At 62.0% G+C, this 16,265-nt stretch carries 18 protein-coding genes; 12 read left to right on the top strand and 6 right to left on the bottom strand.

The features are described 5' to 3' along the window. Positions 1-80 precede the first annotated feature (80 nt). The 5 genes from ACFPN2_RS13615 to ACFPN2_RS13635 all read left to right on the top strand — a co-directional run bounded on the left by ACFPN2_RS13615 (position 81) and on the right by ACFPN2_RS13635 (position 3,802). A complete protein-coding gene (locus tag ACFPN2_RS13615) occupies positions 81-506 on the top strand; it encodes an encapsulin-associated ferritin-like protein (RefSeq protein WP_380597358.1) in 426 nt (141 codons plus the stop codon). Next, a complete protein-coding gene (locus ACFPN2_RS13620) occupies positions 503-1,330 on the top strand; it encodes a family 1 encapsulin nanocompartment shell protein (RefSeq protein WP_380597360.1) in 828 nt (275 codons plus the stop codon). Before ACFPN2_RS13615 ends, ACFPN2_RS13620 begins: the two co-directional genes overlap by 4 nt. Positions 1,331-1,521: 191 nt before the next feature. Beyond that, complete coding sequence (locus ACFPN2_RS13625) at positions 1,522-2,457, top strand: LysR substrate-binding domain-containing protein (RefSeq protein WP_380597362.1); 936 nt, start codon at positions 1,522-1,524, stop codon at positions 2,455-2,457. 298 nt (positions 2,458-2,755) lie between these two features. Then, positions 2,756-3,106 carry a hypothetical protein gene (locus tag ACFPN2_RS13630; protein ID WP_380597364.1) on the top strand — a complete coding sequence of 117 codons (351 nt, stop codon included), beginning with the start codon at positions 2,756-2,758 and terminating at the stop codon, positions 3,104-3,106. A gap of 222 nt (positions 3,107-3,328) precedes the next feature. Then, positions 3,329-3,802 carry a DUF5658 family protein gene (locus ACFPN2_RS13635; RefSeq protein ID WP_380597366.1) on the top strand — a complete coding sequence of 158 codons (474 nt, stop codon included), beginning with the start codon at positions 3,329-3,331 and terminating at the stop codon, positions 3,800-3,802. Here the strand turns inward: ACFPN2_RS13635 and ACFPN2_RS13640 are convergent, their stop codons facing one another. After that, positions 3,803-4,207: a hypothetical protein gene (locus ACFPN2_RS13640; RefSeq protein WP_380597368.1), complete on the bottom strand. Its 405-nt coding sequence runs from the start codon at positions 4,205-4,207 to the stop codon at positions 3,803-3,805. Positions 4,208-4,424: 217 nt separating this feature from the next. Between ACFPN2_RS13640 and ACFPN2_RS13645 the strand changes: the two genes are divergently transcribed. The 4 genes from ACFPN2_RS13645 (at position 4,425) to ACFPN2_RS13660 (ending at position 8,369) form a co-directional block, all read left to right on the top strand. Continuing rightward, positions 4,425-6,479 carry a response regulator gene (locus ACFPN2_RS13645; RefSeq protein WP_380597370.1) on the top strand — a complete coding sequence of 685 codons (2,055 nt, stop codon included), beginning with the start codon at positions 4,425-4,427 and terminating at the stop codon, positions 6,477-6,479. 15 nt (positions 6,480-6,494) lie between these two features. Then, on the top strand, positions 6,495-7,175 hold the full coding sequence (locus ACFPN2_RS13650) for an alpha/beta hydrolase (RefSeq protein WP_380597372.1): 681 nt from the start codon (positions 6,495-6,497) through the stop codon (positions 7,173-7,175). Positions 7,176-7,248: 73 nt separating this feature from the next. Beyond that, positions 7,249-7,386, top strand: a complete 138-nt coding sequence (locus ACFPN2_RS13655; RefSeq protein ID WP_129781240.1) for a DUF3096 domain-containing protein — start codon at positions 7,249-7,251, stop codon at positions 7,384-7,386. Positions 7,387-7,454: 68 nt separating this feature from the next. Continuing rightward, a complete protein-coding gene (locus ACFPN2_RS13660) occupies positions 7,455-8,369 on the top strand; it encodes a DMT family transporter (protein WP_380597374.1) in 915 nt (304 codons plus the stop codon). 78 nt (positions 8,370-8,447) lie between these two features. Here ACFPN2_RS13660 and ACFPN2_RS13665 read toward each other — a convergent pair whose 3' ends face one another. Beyond that, positions 8,448-8,840: a UrcA family protein gene (locus ACFPN2_RS13665; protein ID WP_380597376.1), complete on the bottom strand. Its 393-nt coding sequence runs from the start codon at positions 8,838-8,840 to the stop codon at positions 8,448-8,450. A 320-nt stretch (positions 8,841-9,160) separates the two neighbouring features. Here ACFPN2_RS13665 and ACFPN2_RS13670 point away from each other — a divergent pair, with 320 nt between their 5' ends. Together ACFPN2_RS13670 and ACFPN2_RS13675 are read left to right on the top strand one after the other, a co-directional pair. Beyond that, positions 9,161-10,231, top strand: coding sequence for a sensor histidine kinase (locus ACFPN2_RS13670; protein WP_380597378.1), 1,071 nt, complete (start codon positions 9,161-9,163; stop codon positions 10,229-10,231). Between the two features lie 20 nt (positions 10,232-10,251). Next, positions 10,252-11,076 (top strand): LytR/AlgR family response regulator transcription factor, encoded by an 825-nt coding sequence (locus tag ACFPN2_RS13675; RefSeq protein WP_380597379.1) that lies wholly within the window; start codon positions 10,252-10,254, stop codon positions 11,074-11,076. Here the strand turns inward: ACFPN2_RS13675 and ACFPN2_RS13680 are convergent. Both ACFPN2_RS13680 and proS read right to left on the bottom strand, forming a co-directional pair. After that, a complete protein-coding gene (locus ACFPN2_RS13680) occupies positions 11,027-11,941 on the bottom strand; it encodes a DMT family transporter (protein WP_380597381.1) in 915 nt (304 codons plus the stop codon). The genes ACFPN2_RS13675 and ACFPN2_RS13680 overlap by 50 nt on opposite strands. Positions 11,942-12,080: 139 nt before the next feature. Beyond that, entirely contained in the window at positions 12,081-13,649 is a 1,569-nt protein-coding gene (gene proS / locus ACFPN2_RS13685) for a proline--tRNA ligase (RefSeq protein ID WP_380597383.1), read from the bottom strand. Positions 13,650-13,803: 154 nt separating this feature from the next. Between proS and ACFPN2_RS13690 the strand changes: the two genes are divergently transcribed. Continuing rightward, the gene (locus ACFPN2_RS13690) at positions 13,804-14,046 is read left to right on the top strand and encodes a helix-turn-helix domain-containing protein (RefSeq protein WP_380597385.1); all 243 of its coding nucleotides are present in this window, start codon (positions 13,804-13,806) and stop codon (positions 14,044-14,046) included. Between the two features lies 1 nt (position 14,047). Here the strand turns inward: ACFPN2_RS13690 and ACFPN2_RS13695 are convergent, their stop codons facing one another. Both ACFPN2_RS13695 and ACFPN2_RS13700 read right to left on the bottom strand, forming a co-directional pair. Next, entirely contained in the window at positions 14,048-15,493 is a 1,446-nt protein-coding gene (locus tag ACFPN2_RS13695; RefSeq protein WP_380597387.1) for a serine/threonine-protein kinase, read from the bottom strand. A 45-nt stretch (positions 15,494-15,538) separates the two neighbouring features. Beyond that, positions 15,539-16,264 (bottom strand): PP2C family protein-serine/threonine phosphatase, encoded by a 726-nt coding sequence (locus ACFPN2_RS13700; RefSeq protein ID WP_380600122.1) that lies wholly within the window; start codon positions 16,262-16,264, stop codon positions 15,539-15,541. Between the last annotated feature and the right edge of the window lies 1 nt (position 16,265).

The following is a 16,265-nucleotide window of genomic DNA, read 5'->3' on the forward strand; positions in this document are numbered from 1 at the left end:
GGGCAGTTTTCCTTCAGGAACCACAGACGAGTTCATGCGTACTGGTTTGACGTACCCGAAACTCGAGCGCGTTCATCCCCATGTCTAGCGAATCCTTGCACGAGAGCGCCAAGGCGCTCCGTCCCGAAACCATCGATCGGCATCGCGCCGTATCTTCGTTGATGGAAGAGCTGGAAGCGGTCGACTGGTACGACCAGCGCATCGACGCCGCCACCGACGAGGAGCTCAAGCGCATCCTGGCGCACAACCGCGACGAGGAAAAAGAGCACGCCGCCATGGTGTTGGAGTGGCTACGTCGTAAAGACCCCAAGCTCGACGAGCACCTGCGCACCTACCTGTTCACCGACAAGTCCGTGCTCGATATCGAACATGAAGCGGAACATGGCGGCGGCGAGGGCGAGTCGGATGCAGGCGACGGCTGCCTCGGCATCGGCAGTCTGCGGGGTGAACACCAGAACCCGACTCGCGAAGTGGCCCAGCTGGCGGGAACAGGAATCAAACCATGAACGAGCTGTTACGCGAGCACGCCCCGATTTCCTCCGAGGCGTGGAAAGAAATCGACGCCGAGGCCAAGCGCACACTGAAAACGTTGCTGGCCGCGCGCCGTCTGGTGGATTTCAAAGGGCCGCTGGGCTGGAGTTGCGCCTCGGTCTCGACCGGTCGCACCCGGACGCTGTCGCCCTCGTTGCAGGATGGCGTGGTTTCCAAGCTGCGACTGTCGCTGCCGTTGATTGAGATTCGTATTCCGTTCGAGGTGGATCGCGAAGAGCTGGACGCGATCGGCCGCGGCGACACCAATCCCGATCTGGATTCGGTTCGCAACGCGGCCCGGGCGGCAGCGATCGCCGAAGATCGCGCCATCTTCCGCGGCTATGCCGCCGGCGATATCGACGGCATCTTTCCCGCCGCCGAAGCTCATGGGCTGACGATTCCCACCGATTACGGTGCTTATCCCGACGTAGTCGCCGAAGCTACTCATCGATTGCGCAGTGAAGGTGTCAGCGGTCCGTATGGAATTGCACTCGGACCTCGCTGCTACACCGGACTGACTCGCAGTACGTTGCGCGGCTATCCCATCATCAATCATGTGCGCGAGCTGGTGGATGGGCCGATCGTTTGGGCGCCCGCCGTCGACGGCGCGGTGGTGATGAGTCTGCGCGGCGGCGATTTCGAGCTGATCATCGGACAGGATTTCTCAGTGGGTTATCTCGATCACACCAGCACCTCGGTGCTGCTGTATTTGCAGCAGAGCTTCACGTTCCGTGTGTTGTCTCCCGAAGCCGCGGTACCGCTGACTTACGCCTCTGTGGATGTGACTCCTGCGAAATAACGCGCGTCGTTAGATTGACGAATTATTAACAAACCGTGACATAAGCCTTTGACCGCACTGTATTTGCGCGCGGTCTGATCGAGCTGCCAGCGCGTGGGGCGGCGCTGGCGCCCCACGCTGACCGAGCGTGGCTGAACGCCGCGGAAATCATGGGTTCCGCAAGACGGCACGGGACTTGCTCTCATCAAGGCGTGACCACCTTTCCCGTGCCCGAGTTGCCGCTTCGACGGCCTGCGACCATGCGCCTCCCCTCGTTGAAGTTCCTGAAGACCTTTCAAGTCGCCGCCGCGCGCCTGAGCTTCAAGGCCGCAGCCGAGGAGCTGTGCATTACGCCGTCTGCCGTCAGCCATCAGATCAAGGGGCTCGAGGAGCAGCTTGGCGTCGCACTGTTCGAGCGCGGTCCAAGCTCGCTGACGCTGACCGAAGCCGGCGAAAGTTATTTGCAGCACCTGGAGACGGTGTTCGCACGACTCGAAACGGTGACTGAGCAGTTACGCATTCGTTACGGCCGCGACGTGGTTCGTCTGCACATCCCGCCGTTCTTCGCGACCGAGATGTTGTTGCCGCGCCTGCCGTCGTTCCTGGAAGTGCGACCGGATACAGACGTACATATCAATACGGTGTCGGGACCGTTGCAGTCGCATCCCGCCGAAGCGGATCTCTCCATCGTCGTGGGCGCCGCGCCGGAAGAGGCGCACGATCACAATTGTCACAAACTATTCTCGCAATCGTTTGTACCGGCGTGCTCGCCGAATTTGTTACAGCGTGTGCCGATCGACTCGGTGCAGGACTTGAACAAACATACGTTGATCATTCACGAAGCGCGTCGTGACGGCTGGCAGCGCTGGGCGCAAACGCTCGGCATCGATCTGCGACCCAAGAGCATCGTGCGCTTCGACTCTATGAATACTGCAGCGGAAGCAGCCGAGCACGGCGTCGGTGTCGCGTTGGTATCGACACGTCTTGGTAACGATCGCTTCGTGCAAGGCACGTTGGTGAAATTGTTCGATCGCGAATTGGAAACAGGCGAGAGCTATTTCCTGATCCTGCGCAAGGAAGATGCGGCGCGACCCAACGTCAAAGCACTGACGGAATGGTTGATCGAAGAGTTCAGCGTCGCAGCGTGATCCAGCGCGCATTTCTCTAGACCCACCTATCGTCCGCGCCGCAGGCGCGGACCGATGAAATATTTTCGATTCCCAGGGGCGAGCTTTGTTTTTATCCGCGGCTCAGCGGAGGCGGGCACGCACCCGTTTGTTTCTATTTTGTTTCCACGTCAGGGAATGTCTGCATGAGCGCATTTGCTGCCAGCATGAAATCTTCTCGTTTGTCGTCGTGACTGGCCGGGCCTACATTGGCCCCATTCCATAAAGAAACGTTCCAGGGGATTTGGAGCCCTCTTTAAAAACCTTTGGAGTGATCGTCATGACCAAGCTCAGCACCCGCCTCGCCAAGTCGATATCCCTGGCCGCCGCCACGCTCGCCCTCGCCGCGCCGTTCGCTACTCAGGCTCACGACTACGATGCCGCGATGGATTCGTGCATCAACGCATTCGTCGCCTCGAGCCTGCCGAAAGAACAGCCGGTGAGGATCAAGAAGGAAGACGCCGTGAACAGCCCGATCAGCATTCACACGCGTGCCTACAAGATCGTGGTCAGCGCGAAGGGCATGGAAAGCGGCAAGAATATCGCCCGCGGTACCTGCATCGTCGATCGCAGCGGCGCGGTGATCGCGCTGAACGGCAAGCCCATCGCGCAGAAACTGGCGTCCCGCTAATCGCAGCCTAATCACTCCGGGAGGCGTGCGCGACTGACATCCCCCTGACAGCAACGCGCTCGCATGGACGCTCCTCCCGGAGTGTTTTCTGATAATTTTCCCGACAAGTTCCCCTCGTCGCGAGTTTCTTTCCCGAGGGATTACGGTAACTTCAGCCCCTCGCTTTGCACTCTTCGCGCACACTGATCGCGCCGAATAGTTGAGAGTCGAGGCTCCTGATCCATGCACGCAATGGAACGCGTCCATCCTGAACGTCGCAGCGGTGTTGAACGCCGCCACTACAGCGTTGCCGCCTATTGGCGAGGCGCGCTGAATCCGCGTCGTCGGGCCGGGCGCCGCGCGACCGATCGCGTCTATACCATCATCGATTGGCACTCACCGCGCGTGCTGGCGCTGGTGTTGCTGATCCTCGGCATGTCGACGCTCGACGGCGTGCTGACGTTGATGCTGATGTCGCAAGGAGCGAGCGAAGTGAATCCGGTGATGGCGCTGTTCGTGCCTCACAACCTCGGCTGGTTCGCTGCGATCAAGCTGACGCTGACCAGCGTCGGCGCCGCCGTGCTGGTGATCTGCGCGCGGATGAAGCTGTTCAGATTGTTTCCAGGCGAGGTGCTGCTATACGTGGTCGTCGCCTGTTATGCGGCGCTGATGGCTTACGAGCTGCATTTGCTCGCCAACCCACCGCCGCCGCTTTGATCATTTGCTAGCGGCGGTTGCCCGATAACCGCCGACATACCAGCGAAAGGCGAAGTAGGTCCACGCCGATAGCGTGCCGCTGACCACGGCCGTCACGAAGTGGGCGCTATCGAACAAACGGGCCGCGACCACGATGCCACCGAGCATCGACAAGGTCGCCTGCCCCAGGCGCAGCTCCCAACGATCCACATAGTGCATATACGCCGGCGCGCATCGGTCGATGCGCGTGCGATGCGGGTCGAAACCAAACACATGTGATAGCGCGGTGTAGCTGCCGACGCCGATCATGCTCCATAGCGCAACGCGCCACAGATCCACGGGCTGCCCGGACAGCGCCGCGTAGACCACCGCGGCCACGAGAAACAAAGCAAAAGCGATCAGTGCGTGCAGCTTGCGCGATTGCATGGGATGAAACCGAGTGAGGGAGAGGCGGCCAGATATAGCGCCGTCACTTTGCCATTTCTGTGATCGAGGTCAAAGCGCCAACCCCTGAGCCTGAGGCTGCCTCTTTCCGCAGCGGCATCCCGGTGGATTACCTACGCGGTGCTTCGAGCGGCCTACAGCTATCTCACAACGGACGCGCGAGGCAAAATAGCGGCCTTTGGCCGGACGAGAACAACAAATGCGATTCTTCCGGCGCTCGCTGATCACTCTGGGGGTTGCCGCGACGCTGCCCACAGTGGTGTTCGTCGCGGTCGGCGCTTTTTATTTCCTACGTGCGGAGCGGGCGCGTGTCGAAGCCGACACGCTCGGCCGCAGTGAGATCGCGACCATGCTGGTCGACGGTCGTCTGCGCCGCGATCTGGCGGCACTCGGCGTGCTCACCAGTTCGGTCGATCTCGCCAAGGGCAACATGCGGGAGTTTTATTTTCGCGTGCGGCGGGTGCAGGTCGCCAACCCGGCGTGGCGCACGATCATTCTGATCGACGCAGTCAGCGGGCAGGAATTGTTCGATCTGCGGCGCCCGTTTGGCGAGCCCACGCCACTCAGCGAAGTGCATGCGCGGGCGCTGAACGATATCCGCCAGAGTGCTTTGCCCATGGCCGGCTCGATCACGCCGCCGCCTGAAAAGCTCGCCTGGGTTTACGCGCCCGTGAGCGGCGAAGGTGAATTGCGTTACGTGCTCGGCGCCGGCATCGAGCCACAGGCATTTCAAGATTTGCTGACTGCGGTAGCCGTGCCCGGCACGACCGCCGCGGTCGTCGATCGGCAAGGTCAGTTCGTCGCCCGCACCCTCAACTTCGAAAGCCGCGTCGGCACGCCGGCCACCGAGTTCGTGCGCAGGGCGATCCGGGAAGGCAGCAGCGGCTTCTATCCGGGCACGACCTATGAGGGACTGAAGAACTACACGGCGTTTCACACGTCGTCGTGGTCGCAATGGTCGGCACACCTCGCGGTGGCATCGGCGGCAATCGACGCACCGACCACGTGGTCGTTCGTTGCCGCTGCATTGGCGGCCTTGGGCACCTTGGTACTCGGCGGCACGCTCGTCCTGCTGATGGTACGAGACATGGCGGAGCGACGCCGTGCCGAAGAAACATTGCGTCAGTCGCAGAAGATGGAAGCGGTGGGTCAACTGACGGGCGGCATCGCGCACGACTTCAACAATCTGCTCACGGCCGTGATCGGCAATCTCGATTTGATTCGCAATCGAGTGAAAGACAACGAACGACTGCGCAGGCTCGCGGATAACGCACTCGAAGCCTCCCGACGGGGCGCGAAACTCGCGTCGCAATTGCTGGCATTTTCCCGCAGCCAACGCATGGCGGTCGGGCCGGTGAATCTGCAGCAGCTGTTCAATGGCATCAGCGGTCTGCTCGCGCAGTCGGTCGGGCCTTCAATCGATGTGCGCATGGAATTGGATCCCGATGCACGCGTGGTGATGAGCGACTCGAATCAGCTCGAGCTGGCGCTGCTCAATCTCGCCGTGAACGGGCGCGACGCGATGCCCGGCGGCGGCAAACTCATCATCAGCGCCCGCCGCGCCAATGTGGTCGATCGACATCTGCCGAAGGGCGACTATGTGCAGCTGTCAGTGACTGACACCGGCGTCGGCATGACTGAAGAAGTGCGGGCACGCGCCATCGATCCGTTCTTCACGACCAAACCCGTCGGCCAAGGCACGGGACTCGGCCTGTCACAGGTCTACGCGGTGGCGCGCGAGTCGGGCGGCTCCCTCTACATCGACAGCGAAATTCACCAAGGCACCACCGTTTGCCTGGTACTGCCGCTCGCGCCAGCCGATGCCGTCGTGCCAGTCGCAGCGCCGGCCGTGCTCGAAGCTGCGGAAGCTGAACCGGAGCTCGTGACCAAGAGCGCCGCCGTGCTGGTGGTCGACGACGACAAGCTGGTGCGACGATTCATGAGCGAATCGCTGCGCTCGCTGGGCTACGAGGTGCGAGACACGGATAATGGGGTCGATGCGCTGATCCTGCTCGACGCACAGCGCTTCGATCTGCTGCTCGCCGATTTCGCCATGCCCGGCATGAACGGCGCGGAGCTGGCCAAAGCGGCACAGATGAAACAACCGGGGCTGCCCGTCCTGATCGTTTCGGGCTATGCCGACAGCGCCGCGGTGGAAGCGGCGCTCGGCACGGCCAGACAACTGCGAAAGCCGTTCGACATGGCCGAGCTCGGCGCCGCCGTGGCGGAACTATTACGATCCCGCGAGCCTTGATGCCTCGGAGCTGACATGCCTTATACGACTCGAGAATCCGCCGATGCCGTCGTGCTGAACCCGGCCACCGCGCCGGTTGCGACGGTGATCTGGCTGCACGGGCTCGGTGCGGACGGTTTCGATTTCGTGCCTATCGTCGACGAGCTGCATTTGCCCGCGACGTTGCCGGTGCGATTCATATTTCCCCACGCGACGCCGCGCCCTGTGACCATCAACAACGGCTACGTGATGCGGGCCTGGTACGACATCAAGGGCTTCGGTCCCGAGCGTGCCGAAGACGATGCCGGCATTCGCGAGTCGGAAGGCGTCGTGAAGAAATACATCGAACAGGAAATCGCGCAGGGCATTCCGGCCAGCAAAATCGTGATTGCCGGTTTCTCGCAAGGCGGCGCCATCGCGTTCCAGACGGGCTTGCGCTATCCGCAACGGCTCGCCGGCATGATGGCGTTGTCGACGTATCTGCCGTTGCGCGCGTCTGTCGCCACCGAAGCGTCGGCCGCGAATCGCGATGTGCCGATCCTGATGTGTCACGGGGTGCACGATCCCGTCGTTCCGGCGCAGATGGGTGAAGCGTCGCGCGATGTGTTACAGGGCCTGGGCTACCGCATCGAGTGGCACACCTATCCGATGGAACATTCGGTCTGCATGGAAGAAGTGGTCGACATCTCGAAATGGCTGCAGGCGCGCCTCGCCTGAGCCTTCAGGGGAACAATCCGTCGGGTTCTGACGTACCGCCTGTGATCCTTTCATCACAAACAAAGGCGCGGGTATGTACGTCAGCATCGGTCCCCTGGTCGCACTGGTCGCCGGCATCCTGATCCTGGTCCTGCCCCGGCTGCTGAATTTCATCGTCGCCATCTATCTGATCATCGTCGGCCTGCTCGGATTGTTCGGGCCGCGACTCTAGCCCCCGCGTCCGCGCTTTGCGGTAAAGTGCCGGTCTCACCACCGGGGGCGTAGTGCTGCCCCAAGCACGTGAAGAACCTTACCGCCCGCTATAACCGACTGCATCGCAATTCCCGTGGCACGCTGTGGATGCTGGCATCGGCCGCGTCATTCACAGTGATGACGATGCTGATCAAGTATCTCGGCGAGGACTACCCTGCGCCGTTGCAAACGTTCTATCGGAATGCCGCCGGCCTGCTGGTGATGCTGCCGCTGATCGCGCGCAATCCGCGGGAGGCCTTTCGCACCACTCGCCCTGGATTGCTTCTGTTCCGCGCCACAGCCGGAACGGTCGGCATGATCCTCGGTTTTTACGCTTATCAGAAAATGCCGTTGGCCGATGCGAATGCGCTGTCGTTCACGCGCACGCTGTGGCTCGTGCCCTTGGCCGCCTTCGTGCTGAAGGAACCGGTGGGGCCGCGTCGGATCGCGGCGACGTTCATCGGGTTTCTCGGTGCATTGCTGATGTTGCAGCCATCGGCGGTCAGCGGATTTGGATTGCCCGCGGCCGCCGCCTTGTCATCCGCGCTGTTGATCTCGCTGACGGTGACCGGCATGAAAGTGATGACGCGCGATCACACGACCATGGCACTCATGGCGTGGTCCGCGGTGCTGGGATTCTTGCTGACCATTCCCGGCGCACTGCTCGCGTGGCGCACGCCCAGCCTGCCGGATCTCGGCTTGCTGACCATGCTGGGCGTCCTGGGCCTGATGACTCAGGCTTGTTACATCAAAGGCATGGCGGAAGGCGATGCGATGGTGATGGCGCCCATCGACTACACGCGCCTGGTGTTCGCGATTGTGCTCGGCTACGCGTTGTTTCGCGAAGTACCGAACAGCGTCACCATGCTCGGTGCCGGCGTCATCATTGCTTCGACGTTGTACATCAGCTGGCGCGAAGCGCAGCTCGGTAAATCCGAGCCAGCGACGCAACGCGCCGATTGATCGAAGTCCGGCGACGCGCCAGTCGCAGCTGGCGGCGTCGCCTATACAAGCAACCATCTACCGATGCTGCAACCATCGTTAGATGCTGGCTTGGGACTTCGTGGAGCGGCCGGCGACACGAACCTTGTCATCCGCCGCGTAAGCTGCCTTCACTTCAGCGTGGCCGACCGTATCGACGGCGCGGGCCAGCGTGTCCTGATAGCAAGCGTTGTACAGTTTCATCTTCTGCAGATTGCGCAATTCCTTGTACTCGCCGCAGACGTTGTCCGAAGCGCGCTGCAGACGGCCGTACAGTTTCTGCGCATCGGCCTGCTTGGAAAGATCGAGGTCGCCGTAGTGCACCGTGGTCGTGGCCGGACCGACCACATCGGTGGACACTTCGCCAGCATGAGCGGCGGCGCCGAAGGTCAGGGCAGTGATGGCACAGGCGGCAACGTAACGCGCAACACGGAAAGTCTGGTGGCTGGACATGATCGAGTCTCCTCTAACTTCGCTTCTCTTTAACTACCGTTCATCGCGCGCTTGGTTTTGAGATGCGAGGGATTCGCCAAGGGTTGCAAGCGCCGCGAGATTTTTTCTCGACGCCTGTTTGATCGGTCGCGCGGCGCACTCATTCCTTCCGCTCACCGCTCCGCCGAATCGGTTCGACGCACGCGCAATTGCCGCTACAGCGGCGCCTGAACTCGCGTTATGTCGGCCAAAAAGGGGGGCTGAGCACGGCTTGCGACCGGGCGTGCCGGCGGCGCGACGAAACGATGGAATGCGTGGCGGCTCTTGCTTACAGTGGCCGCATGGACCTTGCACAACTGAAACAAAATAGAAACGCGCTGTTCTGGTCCCTGCACGTGCTCGGCTGGAGCGGTTACGGCGTCTCGCAATACGTCGGCGCTCTGCTCTACGGCAAGCCAGTGGCCTACGTGCAGTACATCGCCGTCGCGGCGACGGCGGGCTGCATTCTCACCATGCCGATGCGCTATATCTGCCGGTGGCTATGGAAGAAGCCGCCGGCCGTCACGTTTGCGGGCAGCCTCGCCGCCGCGTGGGTCACAGCGTGCGTGCTCCGAGTGATCATGAACTGGTACTACCACAAGTACCTGGAACCGGAATGGCCCATGGTGCACTGGCATGAGTACCTCAGCGGCGCGATGAGCTCCACTTATCTCATCATGTGCTGGGTCGGCTTGTACTACGGCGTGCGGTACTACGAGCTGTTGCAATCACAGCGCATCGCCACGCTGCAGGCGACTTCGCTGGCGACGGAAGCGCAGCTCAAGATGCTGCGTTATCAGCTCAATCCTCACTTCCTGTTCAACACGCTGAATGCGATCTCCACGCTGATTCTCGACAACCGTAACAGCACTGCGAACAACGCGGTCACGGGCTTGTCGGAGTTCCTGCGCTACACGCTCGACCAGGACCCGATGAAGAAGGTGACGGTCGCGCAGGAGATCGACGCGCTCAATCTGTACTTGAACATCGAGACGATGCGTTTCGGCGAGCGCCTGCGCCTGGTCTACGCCATCGAGGATGGGGCCAGCTCCATGCTGGTGCCGAGCCTGCTGATACAGCCGTTGATCGAGAACGCCATCAAGTATGCGGTGTCGCCTCGCGAGCAAGGCGGGCAAATCCGCATCGGCGCGCATGTCACCGGGGGTATGCTCCAGTTGGAAGTGGCCGACGATGGCCCGGGCATGGTCGATGCAACCCGTTTGGCCAATGGTCGTGGCGTCGGTATTCGTAATACTCGCGAGCGCCTGCAGGTGCTGTACGGAGAACGCGGCACAGTTGCAGTGACGAACACGCACCCCGGTTTGCGGGTGTCGCTGACGTTTCCAGCGGAACGCGCCACGGCTCCAGCCTGAGGCGCGGCCTGAGCAGTGCCATGAATGACCAACCTATTCGCACCATCATCGTCGACGATGAAGAGCTGGCCCGGCGGGGCATCGAGCTGCGTCTCGCGGGGCATCCAGATATCGCCATCGTCCGACATTGCGTCAATGGGCGCGAAGCCATCGAGTCCATCGTGGCAGATCAGCCAGACCTGATGTTTCTCGACATTCAGATGCCGGGGCTGTCGGGCTTCGACGTGCTGGCACGCCTGCCTCAGGAATCGTTGCCCATGGTGATCTTCGTCACCGCTTACGATCGATATGCGCTGGATGCTTTCGAGGCGCAGGCCATCGACTACCTGCTCAAGCCTATCAACGACACTCGCTTCGTCCAGGCACTCGAACGCGTACGCGGCTATTGGCAGCAGAAGAACGCGCTCAGCCAGCGTGAGCAATTGATGAAATTGCTGGCGAGCACGCAAGGGAGCGGACAGGTAGACGAGCAAACGCTGCGGGAATATCTGCATGCCGAGCGTCAGCCGCAGTATCCGCAGATCCTGCCGATTCGTGACGACGCAGGTACGGTGCGGGTCGATGTGAAGAGGATCGATTGGATCGATGCCGCCGGCGACTACATGTGCGTGCACGCGGACGGGCGCACGTATGTGTTGCGGGAGACGATGAAGTCACTCGAAGCAGTGCTCGATCCGAAGCTGTTCCAGCGCGTGCACCGCTCGACCATCGTCAACGTGTCACGCGTGCGACGGCTGCGGCCTCACACCAATGGCGAATATTTCCTGACGCTCGAAGACGGGCAGGAGATCAAGCTCAGCCGTTCTTATCGGGATCGGGTAGATCAGCTGTTGCAGCGTCGTTAGCGGGACGTACCAGCCAGGGATGCAGAAACACCGCCGACACTACGATGACGACGCCTAAATAAAAGCTGGGGCTGAGCTCGCGCTGCTCGCCCAGCAACACAATCGCCATCACGATCGCGTACACCGGCTCCATATTGAGCGCGATCGCCGTGGAGAAGGCGCTCACGTGACGAAGCGCCGCCAGCGACAAGGCGAAAGGCAGAAGCGTGCAGCCCATCGCGAGCACGGCGAGCAACCACGCGTCGCGCACCGATGGCAGAACAAACACGGTGTCGGGCGACATCACGGTCGAGATCACGGTCATCAACAACAGACCGGCGCCGATTTCCAAGCCGGTCACCGCGAGCGCATCGGAATTACCGATGAAACGTTTGTTGAGGCTGGCGAAGATCGACACCAGCAGGGCACCGAACACACCGACCACAATGCCCAGGCGCATTTCCGTGGGCGTTCCGCCCACCACCAGTGCCACGCCCGGAATGCACGCGACACCGAACAGCAGTTCGCGCATGTCGAAGCGACGCCCCACCAGGAACGGCTCGATGAAGGCCAGAAACACCGGCGACATCGCCAAACAGGTCGCGGCTACCGACGCATTCGCCAACCGGATGGAGCCGTAGAACGCCAGCCAATGCAGCGCGACGACCATGCCAATGCCGGCATAGATCGCAATCATCCGCGGCGGCAGCTTGGACAACCCCCGCCAGAAGCGCGGCACCAGCACCAACGCGCCGGTGACGAGCAGCATGCGCCACCACACCAACGCAAGCGTCCCCAGGGAGATCAACTTGCCCAGGATGGCAGTGAATCCCCACAGGATAACGCAGAAATGAATTTGCCAGTTGGCGCGAGAGACCGCGGACATCGTAATCAGAACCTTGGCTAAAGCCGCCTGCCTCGCCCAAGGCTAGCACCTGCCGATGAACATTGGTCACGACCGCGAAATGGGGCACGCGCGGCCGAAACACCGGCGCTCGCTGGAAGCGCCGGTGTGCAGAGTCAGATCAATACGCTTTGGCCCAGACCACCCGCTGCGGGCTCGGCTTGCCGGTGAACGGGCAGATGCCGGGCTCGCTCTTTTCGAGCGGGATGCAGCGGACCGTCACGCCCAGTTCCGACTTGATCCGCTCTTCGACGTCGGCGTCGCCGCTGAAGTGGGTCAGGGCGAAGCCGCCGTGAATCGGCGTCGGGGCGTTCTCGGGCACGCGAGGCGCGGTGAAGTATTCGTAGAACTCTTCCTTGGTATCGATGCGCTTCGTGAACTGCTCGCGATACGCCTTCGCGCGCTCGTACAACCCATCTTGAATGGACTGCAGCGTCGCACCGATCGACGCCACGAACTCACTGCGCGCGATGCTCTGTTTGTCCTTGGGCGCGCGGTCACGACGACCGACGAACAACGCATCCTTCTCCAGGTCACGAGGACCGACTTCGATGCGCACCGGCACGCCTTTCTTGATCCAATTCCACACCTTGTCGCCGCCGCGCTCATCGCGCTCGTCGACCACGACGGACACCGGACGATCGACGTAACGCTGAGCGCGTAACTCGCCGGCGACCTTGCGGCAATACTCGATCACGCGAGCCCTGTCCTCATCGGAACGGTAGATCGGCAGGATCACGACCTGCACCGGCGCCAGCTTGGGGGGCAGTACCAGACCGTCGTCATCCGAATGAGTCATCAGCAGGCCGCCGATCAGACGGGTCGACACGCCCCAGCTGGTGGTCCAGGCATGCTGGTGCTGACCGTTCTGATCCAGGAACTCGATGCCGCTGGCTTTGGCGAAGTTCTGGCCGAGGAAGTGACTGGTGCCGGCCTGCAGGGCCTTGCGATCCTGCATCATGGCTTCGATACAGAAGGTCTGCTCAGCGCCGGGGAAGCGCTCGCTGGCGGTCTTCTCGCCGCGAACCACCGGTACGGCCATCCACTCTTCAGCGAAGGTTGCGTACACCTCGAGCATGCGCATGGTCTCTTCGACCGCTTCTTCCTTGGTCGCGTGCGCGGTGTGGCCTTCCTGCCAAAGGAACTCGGCGGTCCGCAGGAACATGCGCGTGCGCATTTCCCAGCGCACCACGTTGGCCCACTGATTGATGAGCAGCGGCAGGTCGCGATAGCTCTGCACCCAGCGCGAGAACGCGTCGCCGATGATGGTCTCGGAGGTGGGGCGGACGATCAGCGGCTCTTCCAGCTCGCCGGTCGGGCGCAGCTTGCCGTCCGGGCCGGCTTCCAGGCGGTGGTGCGTGACCACGGCGCATTCCTTGGCGAAGCCTTCCACGTGGGCCGCTTCCTTCTGCAGGAAGGACAACGGGATGAACAGCGGGAAGTAGGCGTTCTGATGGCCGGTGGCCTTGAACATATCGTCCAGCACCCGCTGCATGTTCTCCCACAGCGAGTAGCCCCACGGCTTGATGACCATGCAGCCGCGCACCGGCGAGTTCTCGGCGAGGTCGGCGCCGCGAATAACCTGCTGATACCACTCGGCATAGTTTTCATCCCGGGTGGGGGTGATGGCGGTCTTGGCGGCCTTGCCGGTCGGGGCGCCCTGGGCGGCGGTCTGGGGTTTGCTGCTCATGTAAGGAACTTCGTGTGCGCTACCGGCATACCGCCGGGAAAGGGCGCGATTACAGCAGATTTTCGCGGCCAGACGAAATCCGGCGCCGGTATCCTAAGTTGGGATAACCGGGCCGCCGGAATATAGACACGGGCGTCATACGGAGCCCGCCGTCTTGAAGTCACTGCGCTCACCTGCTCACGTCCGCTTGCTCGAGTTGCTGCTCGCCGCGCGCGAGAAGGCCGGTTTGACTCAGCAGCAGCTCGCGGATCGTCTCGGCAAGCCCCAGAGCTTCATTTCAAAGTATGAAGGCGGCGAGCGCCGTATCGATGTCATCGAGTTCATCGCAATCGCGGATGCATTGAACATGGATGCCAGCCGCACCATTCGGGAAGTGCGCTCCAAGTATCGGGCGTGAGTTATTTCGCCGCGTCGACGACGGGCGCGTACTTGCCGAAGTGGGCGCTGAGCTGCTGCAGCTTGCTCGCGATCTCGTGACGCCGCGCTGGATCTGCTTTCGTCACCCGTAACGCTTCGTCCGCCGCACGATTCAGTGCTGCAACAGCTTCTCGATTGCGAGGGTGAATGTCGTAAGCCTTGGCGTAACTGGCCAATGCCACTTCGATGGCATCGGCGAAGCCTTCGCGCTCATAGAACGCCCACGCTTCGTTGCCTTCCTGCATGGCAGTGCGGAATTGCTGTTGATCCGCCGCCGGCAATTCGCTGAACGCGATGGCCGGGCTGGTTTCCAGATAGTTTTGATACCAGAAATAGCCGGCGGCCAGCGCCAGCACGGCACTCGCCGCCAATGTGACTTTTTGCAGTCGCGTGACGCCGCGAAATGCTTTCAGGAACTCGCCCGCGTTCTGCGGCCGATCCTTGCGTTCGAACGACAGACAGCTTTCGATCGCGCGTGCCTGCTTGCGCTTCAGCCCTTTCAGCGGCGCGGGCTTGATGTCGAGCTTGCGTGCGTTGGGCGCGCTGTGTCGCTGATACGGGTGGAAGCCGGTGACTAACTCGTACGCGATGATGCCGAGCGCGTACATGTCGTCGGCGGGATGGGGATCGATGCCGGCGACCATTTCATCCGTCGCATACGCTTCGGTGTACGCGCCGAGTTGGCCCGCATCGAATTCATCTTTGTTTTCTTCGGTGACCGCGCTCGGGACGGCACGCGCGATACCGAAGTCCAGAATCTTCGCCGTGCCATCCGCGGCAATGAAGACGTTGCCGGGCTTGAGATCGGAATGAACGATGCCTTTACGATGGGCGTACGCCAAACCCTCGGCGATACCGCGAATGATGGGCAGCGAGAATTCGGCACTGTTGCCCTTGCCGCGCCCCTCGCGAACGATCGAGTCGAGCGAGCGGCCTTTCAGCAGCTCCATCGTCATGTAGACGGTGTCGCCGTCGCGATCGAAGTCGAACACGGTCACGACGTTCGGATGCGCCAGCGTTTGCGCCTTGCGCGCCTCGCGTTGCAAAGCCATGAACGATTGCGGATGCCGCGCGAAGTCGGCGTTCAGCACTTTCAAAGCGACGTGCGGATTCGGATCGCGCGCTTCCAGCTTGCGCCGATCGATGGCGCCGAACACCAGGCCCATGCCGCCTTTGCCCAGCATGTGCTCGAGCACGAAGCGTTGCTTGATGACGGAGCCGAGCTCGAGCGGACCGGCCTGCTCTTGAACCGGGCGGCCGGCCTGGATCGTGCCGGCGACGGTGGCCGAGTCATCCTGAGGCTGGCGGACCAGCGTCCCGTCGGGCTCCGCACGCACGAGTGTGCGCAGCTCCGTACCAGAGCGATGCTGGGTGGCGTCGGGTTCAGCGGGCCGTAGCTTGGTTTGTTCTTCGTCCGTGCCTTTCATGGGGACGCCGACATTATTGCAAACGTCAGCCGCTTCCTATGCCGATCAAGTCGCTTCGACAATGACGACCGTCACATTGTCACGCGCACCCGCTTTCAACGTCGCATCGATCAGTTTCCGGGCCGCGATCTTCACATCGTCAGACGACAACGCCGACGCGATCTGCGCGTCGTTCAGCTCTCGGGTCAGGCCATCGGAGCACAGCAGATAGCGATCGCCCAGCCGCACCCGATCCTTCCGGATATCGAGCGTCAACGTCGCTTCGCCGCCGACCGCGCGCGTAATGGCGTGATCCGCCTCTTCGTCGGGATGCTGCAGGTTCAGCTCAGCCGCCCAGGTGTGATCCGTAGTCAGCTGAGTGAGCTGACCCTGGCGCCAGCGATACACACGGCTGTCGCCGGCCCACAGCACGGCGAGCTCGGTGCGCCGGACCACGATGGCCGTGACGGTGCTGCCGCTGACAATGGGATTGATCGGCCGCACCGACGCTTCATACAAACGACGATTCACATCGCTCATACGCTCGCGCACGGCACTGACCGCTTCATCGAGCGAACCGTCGCCCGTCAGCAGCTGCAATCCTTCGCACACCATGCGGCTCGCGATATCGCCATCGCGATAGCCGCCCATGCCGTCGGCCACCGACCAGACGCCGGCGGCGTGCAATTCAACGAACGCATCCTGATTGGTCGCACGCACCCGGCCGACGTCGGTCAGGCCTGCGGAGACGTAGACGGGTTGAATGTCCTCTTCCACCAATGTTTCATCCATG

The sequence above is a fragment of the Steroidobacter flavus genome (assembly GCF_042651805.1).
GTDB lineage: Bacteria > Pseudomonadota > Gammaproteobacteria > Steroidobacterales > Steroidobacteraceae > Steroidobacter > Steroidobacter flavus.

Bases quoted from the DNA above. Each gene is read 5' to 3' on its own strand.
- ACFPN2_RS13615 (WP_380597358.1), top strand. From the start codon at position 81: ATGTCTAGCGAATCCTTGCACGAGAGCGCCAAGGCGCTCCGTCCCGAA.
- ACFPN2_RS13620 (WP_380597360.1), top strand. From the start codon at position 503: ATGAACGAGCTGTTACGCGAGCACGCCCCGATTTCCTCCGAGGCGTGG.
- ACFPN2_RS13630 (WP_380597364.1), top strand. From the start codon at position 2,756: ATGACCAAGCTCAGCACCCGCCTCGCCAAGTCGATATCCCTGGCCGCC.
- ACFPN2_RS13635 (WP_380597366.1), top strand. From the start codon at position 3,329: ATGCACGCAATGGAACGCGTCCATCCTGAACGTCGCAGCGGTGTTGAA.
- ACFPN2_RS13640 (WP_380597368.1), bottom strand. From the start codon at position 4,207: ATGCAATCGCGCAAGCTGCACGCACTGATCGCTTTTGCTTTGTTTCTC.
- ACFPN2_RS13645 (WP_380597370.1), top strand. From the start codon at position 4,425: ATGCGATTCTTCCGGCGCTCGCTGATCACTCTGGGGGTTGCCGCGACG.
- ACFPN2_RS13650 (WP_380597372.1), top strand. From the start codon at position 6,495: ATGCCTTATACGACTCGAGAATCCGCCGATGCCGTCGTGCTGAACCCG.
- ACFPN2_RS13655 (WP_129781240.1), top strand. From the start codon at position 7,249: ATGTACGTCAGCATCGGTCCCCTGGTCGCACTGGTCGCCGGCATCCTG.
- ACFPN2_RS13665 (WP_380597376.1), bottom strand. From the start codon at position 8,840: ATGTCCAGCCACCAGACTTTCCGTGTTGCGCGTTACGTTGCCGCCTGT.
- ACFPN2_RS13670 (WP_380597378.1), top strand. From the start codon at position 9,161: ATGGACCTTGCACAACTGAAACAAAATAGAAACGCGCTGTTCTGGTCC.
- ACFPN2_RS13675 (WP_380597379.1), top strand. From the start codon at position 10,252: ATGAATGACCAACCTATTCGCACCATCATCGTCGACGATGAAGAGCTG.
- ACFPN2_RS13680 (WP_380597381.1), bottom strand. From the start codon at position 11,941: ATGTCCGCGGTCTCTCGCGCCAACTGGCAAATTCATTTCTGCGTTATC.
- proS (WP_380597383.1), bottom strand. From the start codon at position 13,649: ATGAGCAGCAAACCCCAGACCGCCGCCCAGGGCGCCCCGACCGGCAAG.
- ACFPN2_RS13695 (WP_380597387.1), bottom strand. From the start codon at position 15,493: ATGAAAGGCACGGACGAAGAACAAACCAAGCTACGGCCCGCTGAACCC.
- ACFPN2_RS13700 (WP_380600122.1), bottom strand. From the start codon at position 16,264: ATGGATGAAACATTGGTGGAAGAGGACATTCAACCCGTCTACGTCTCC.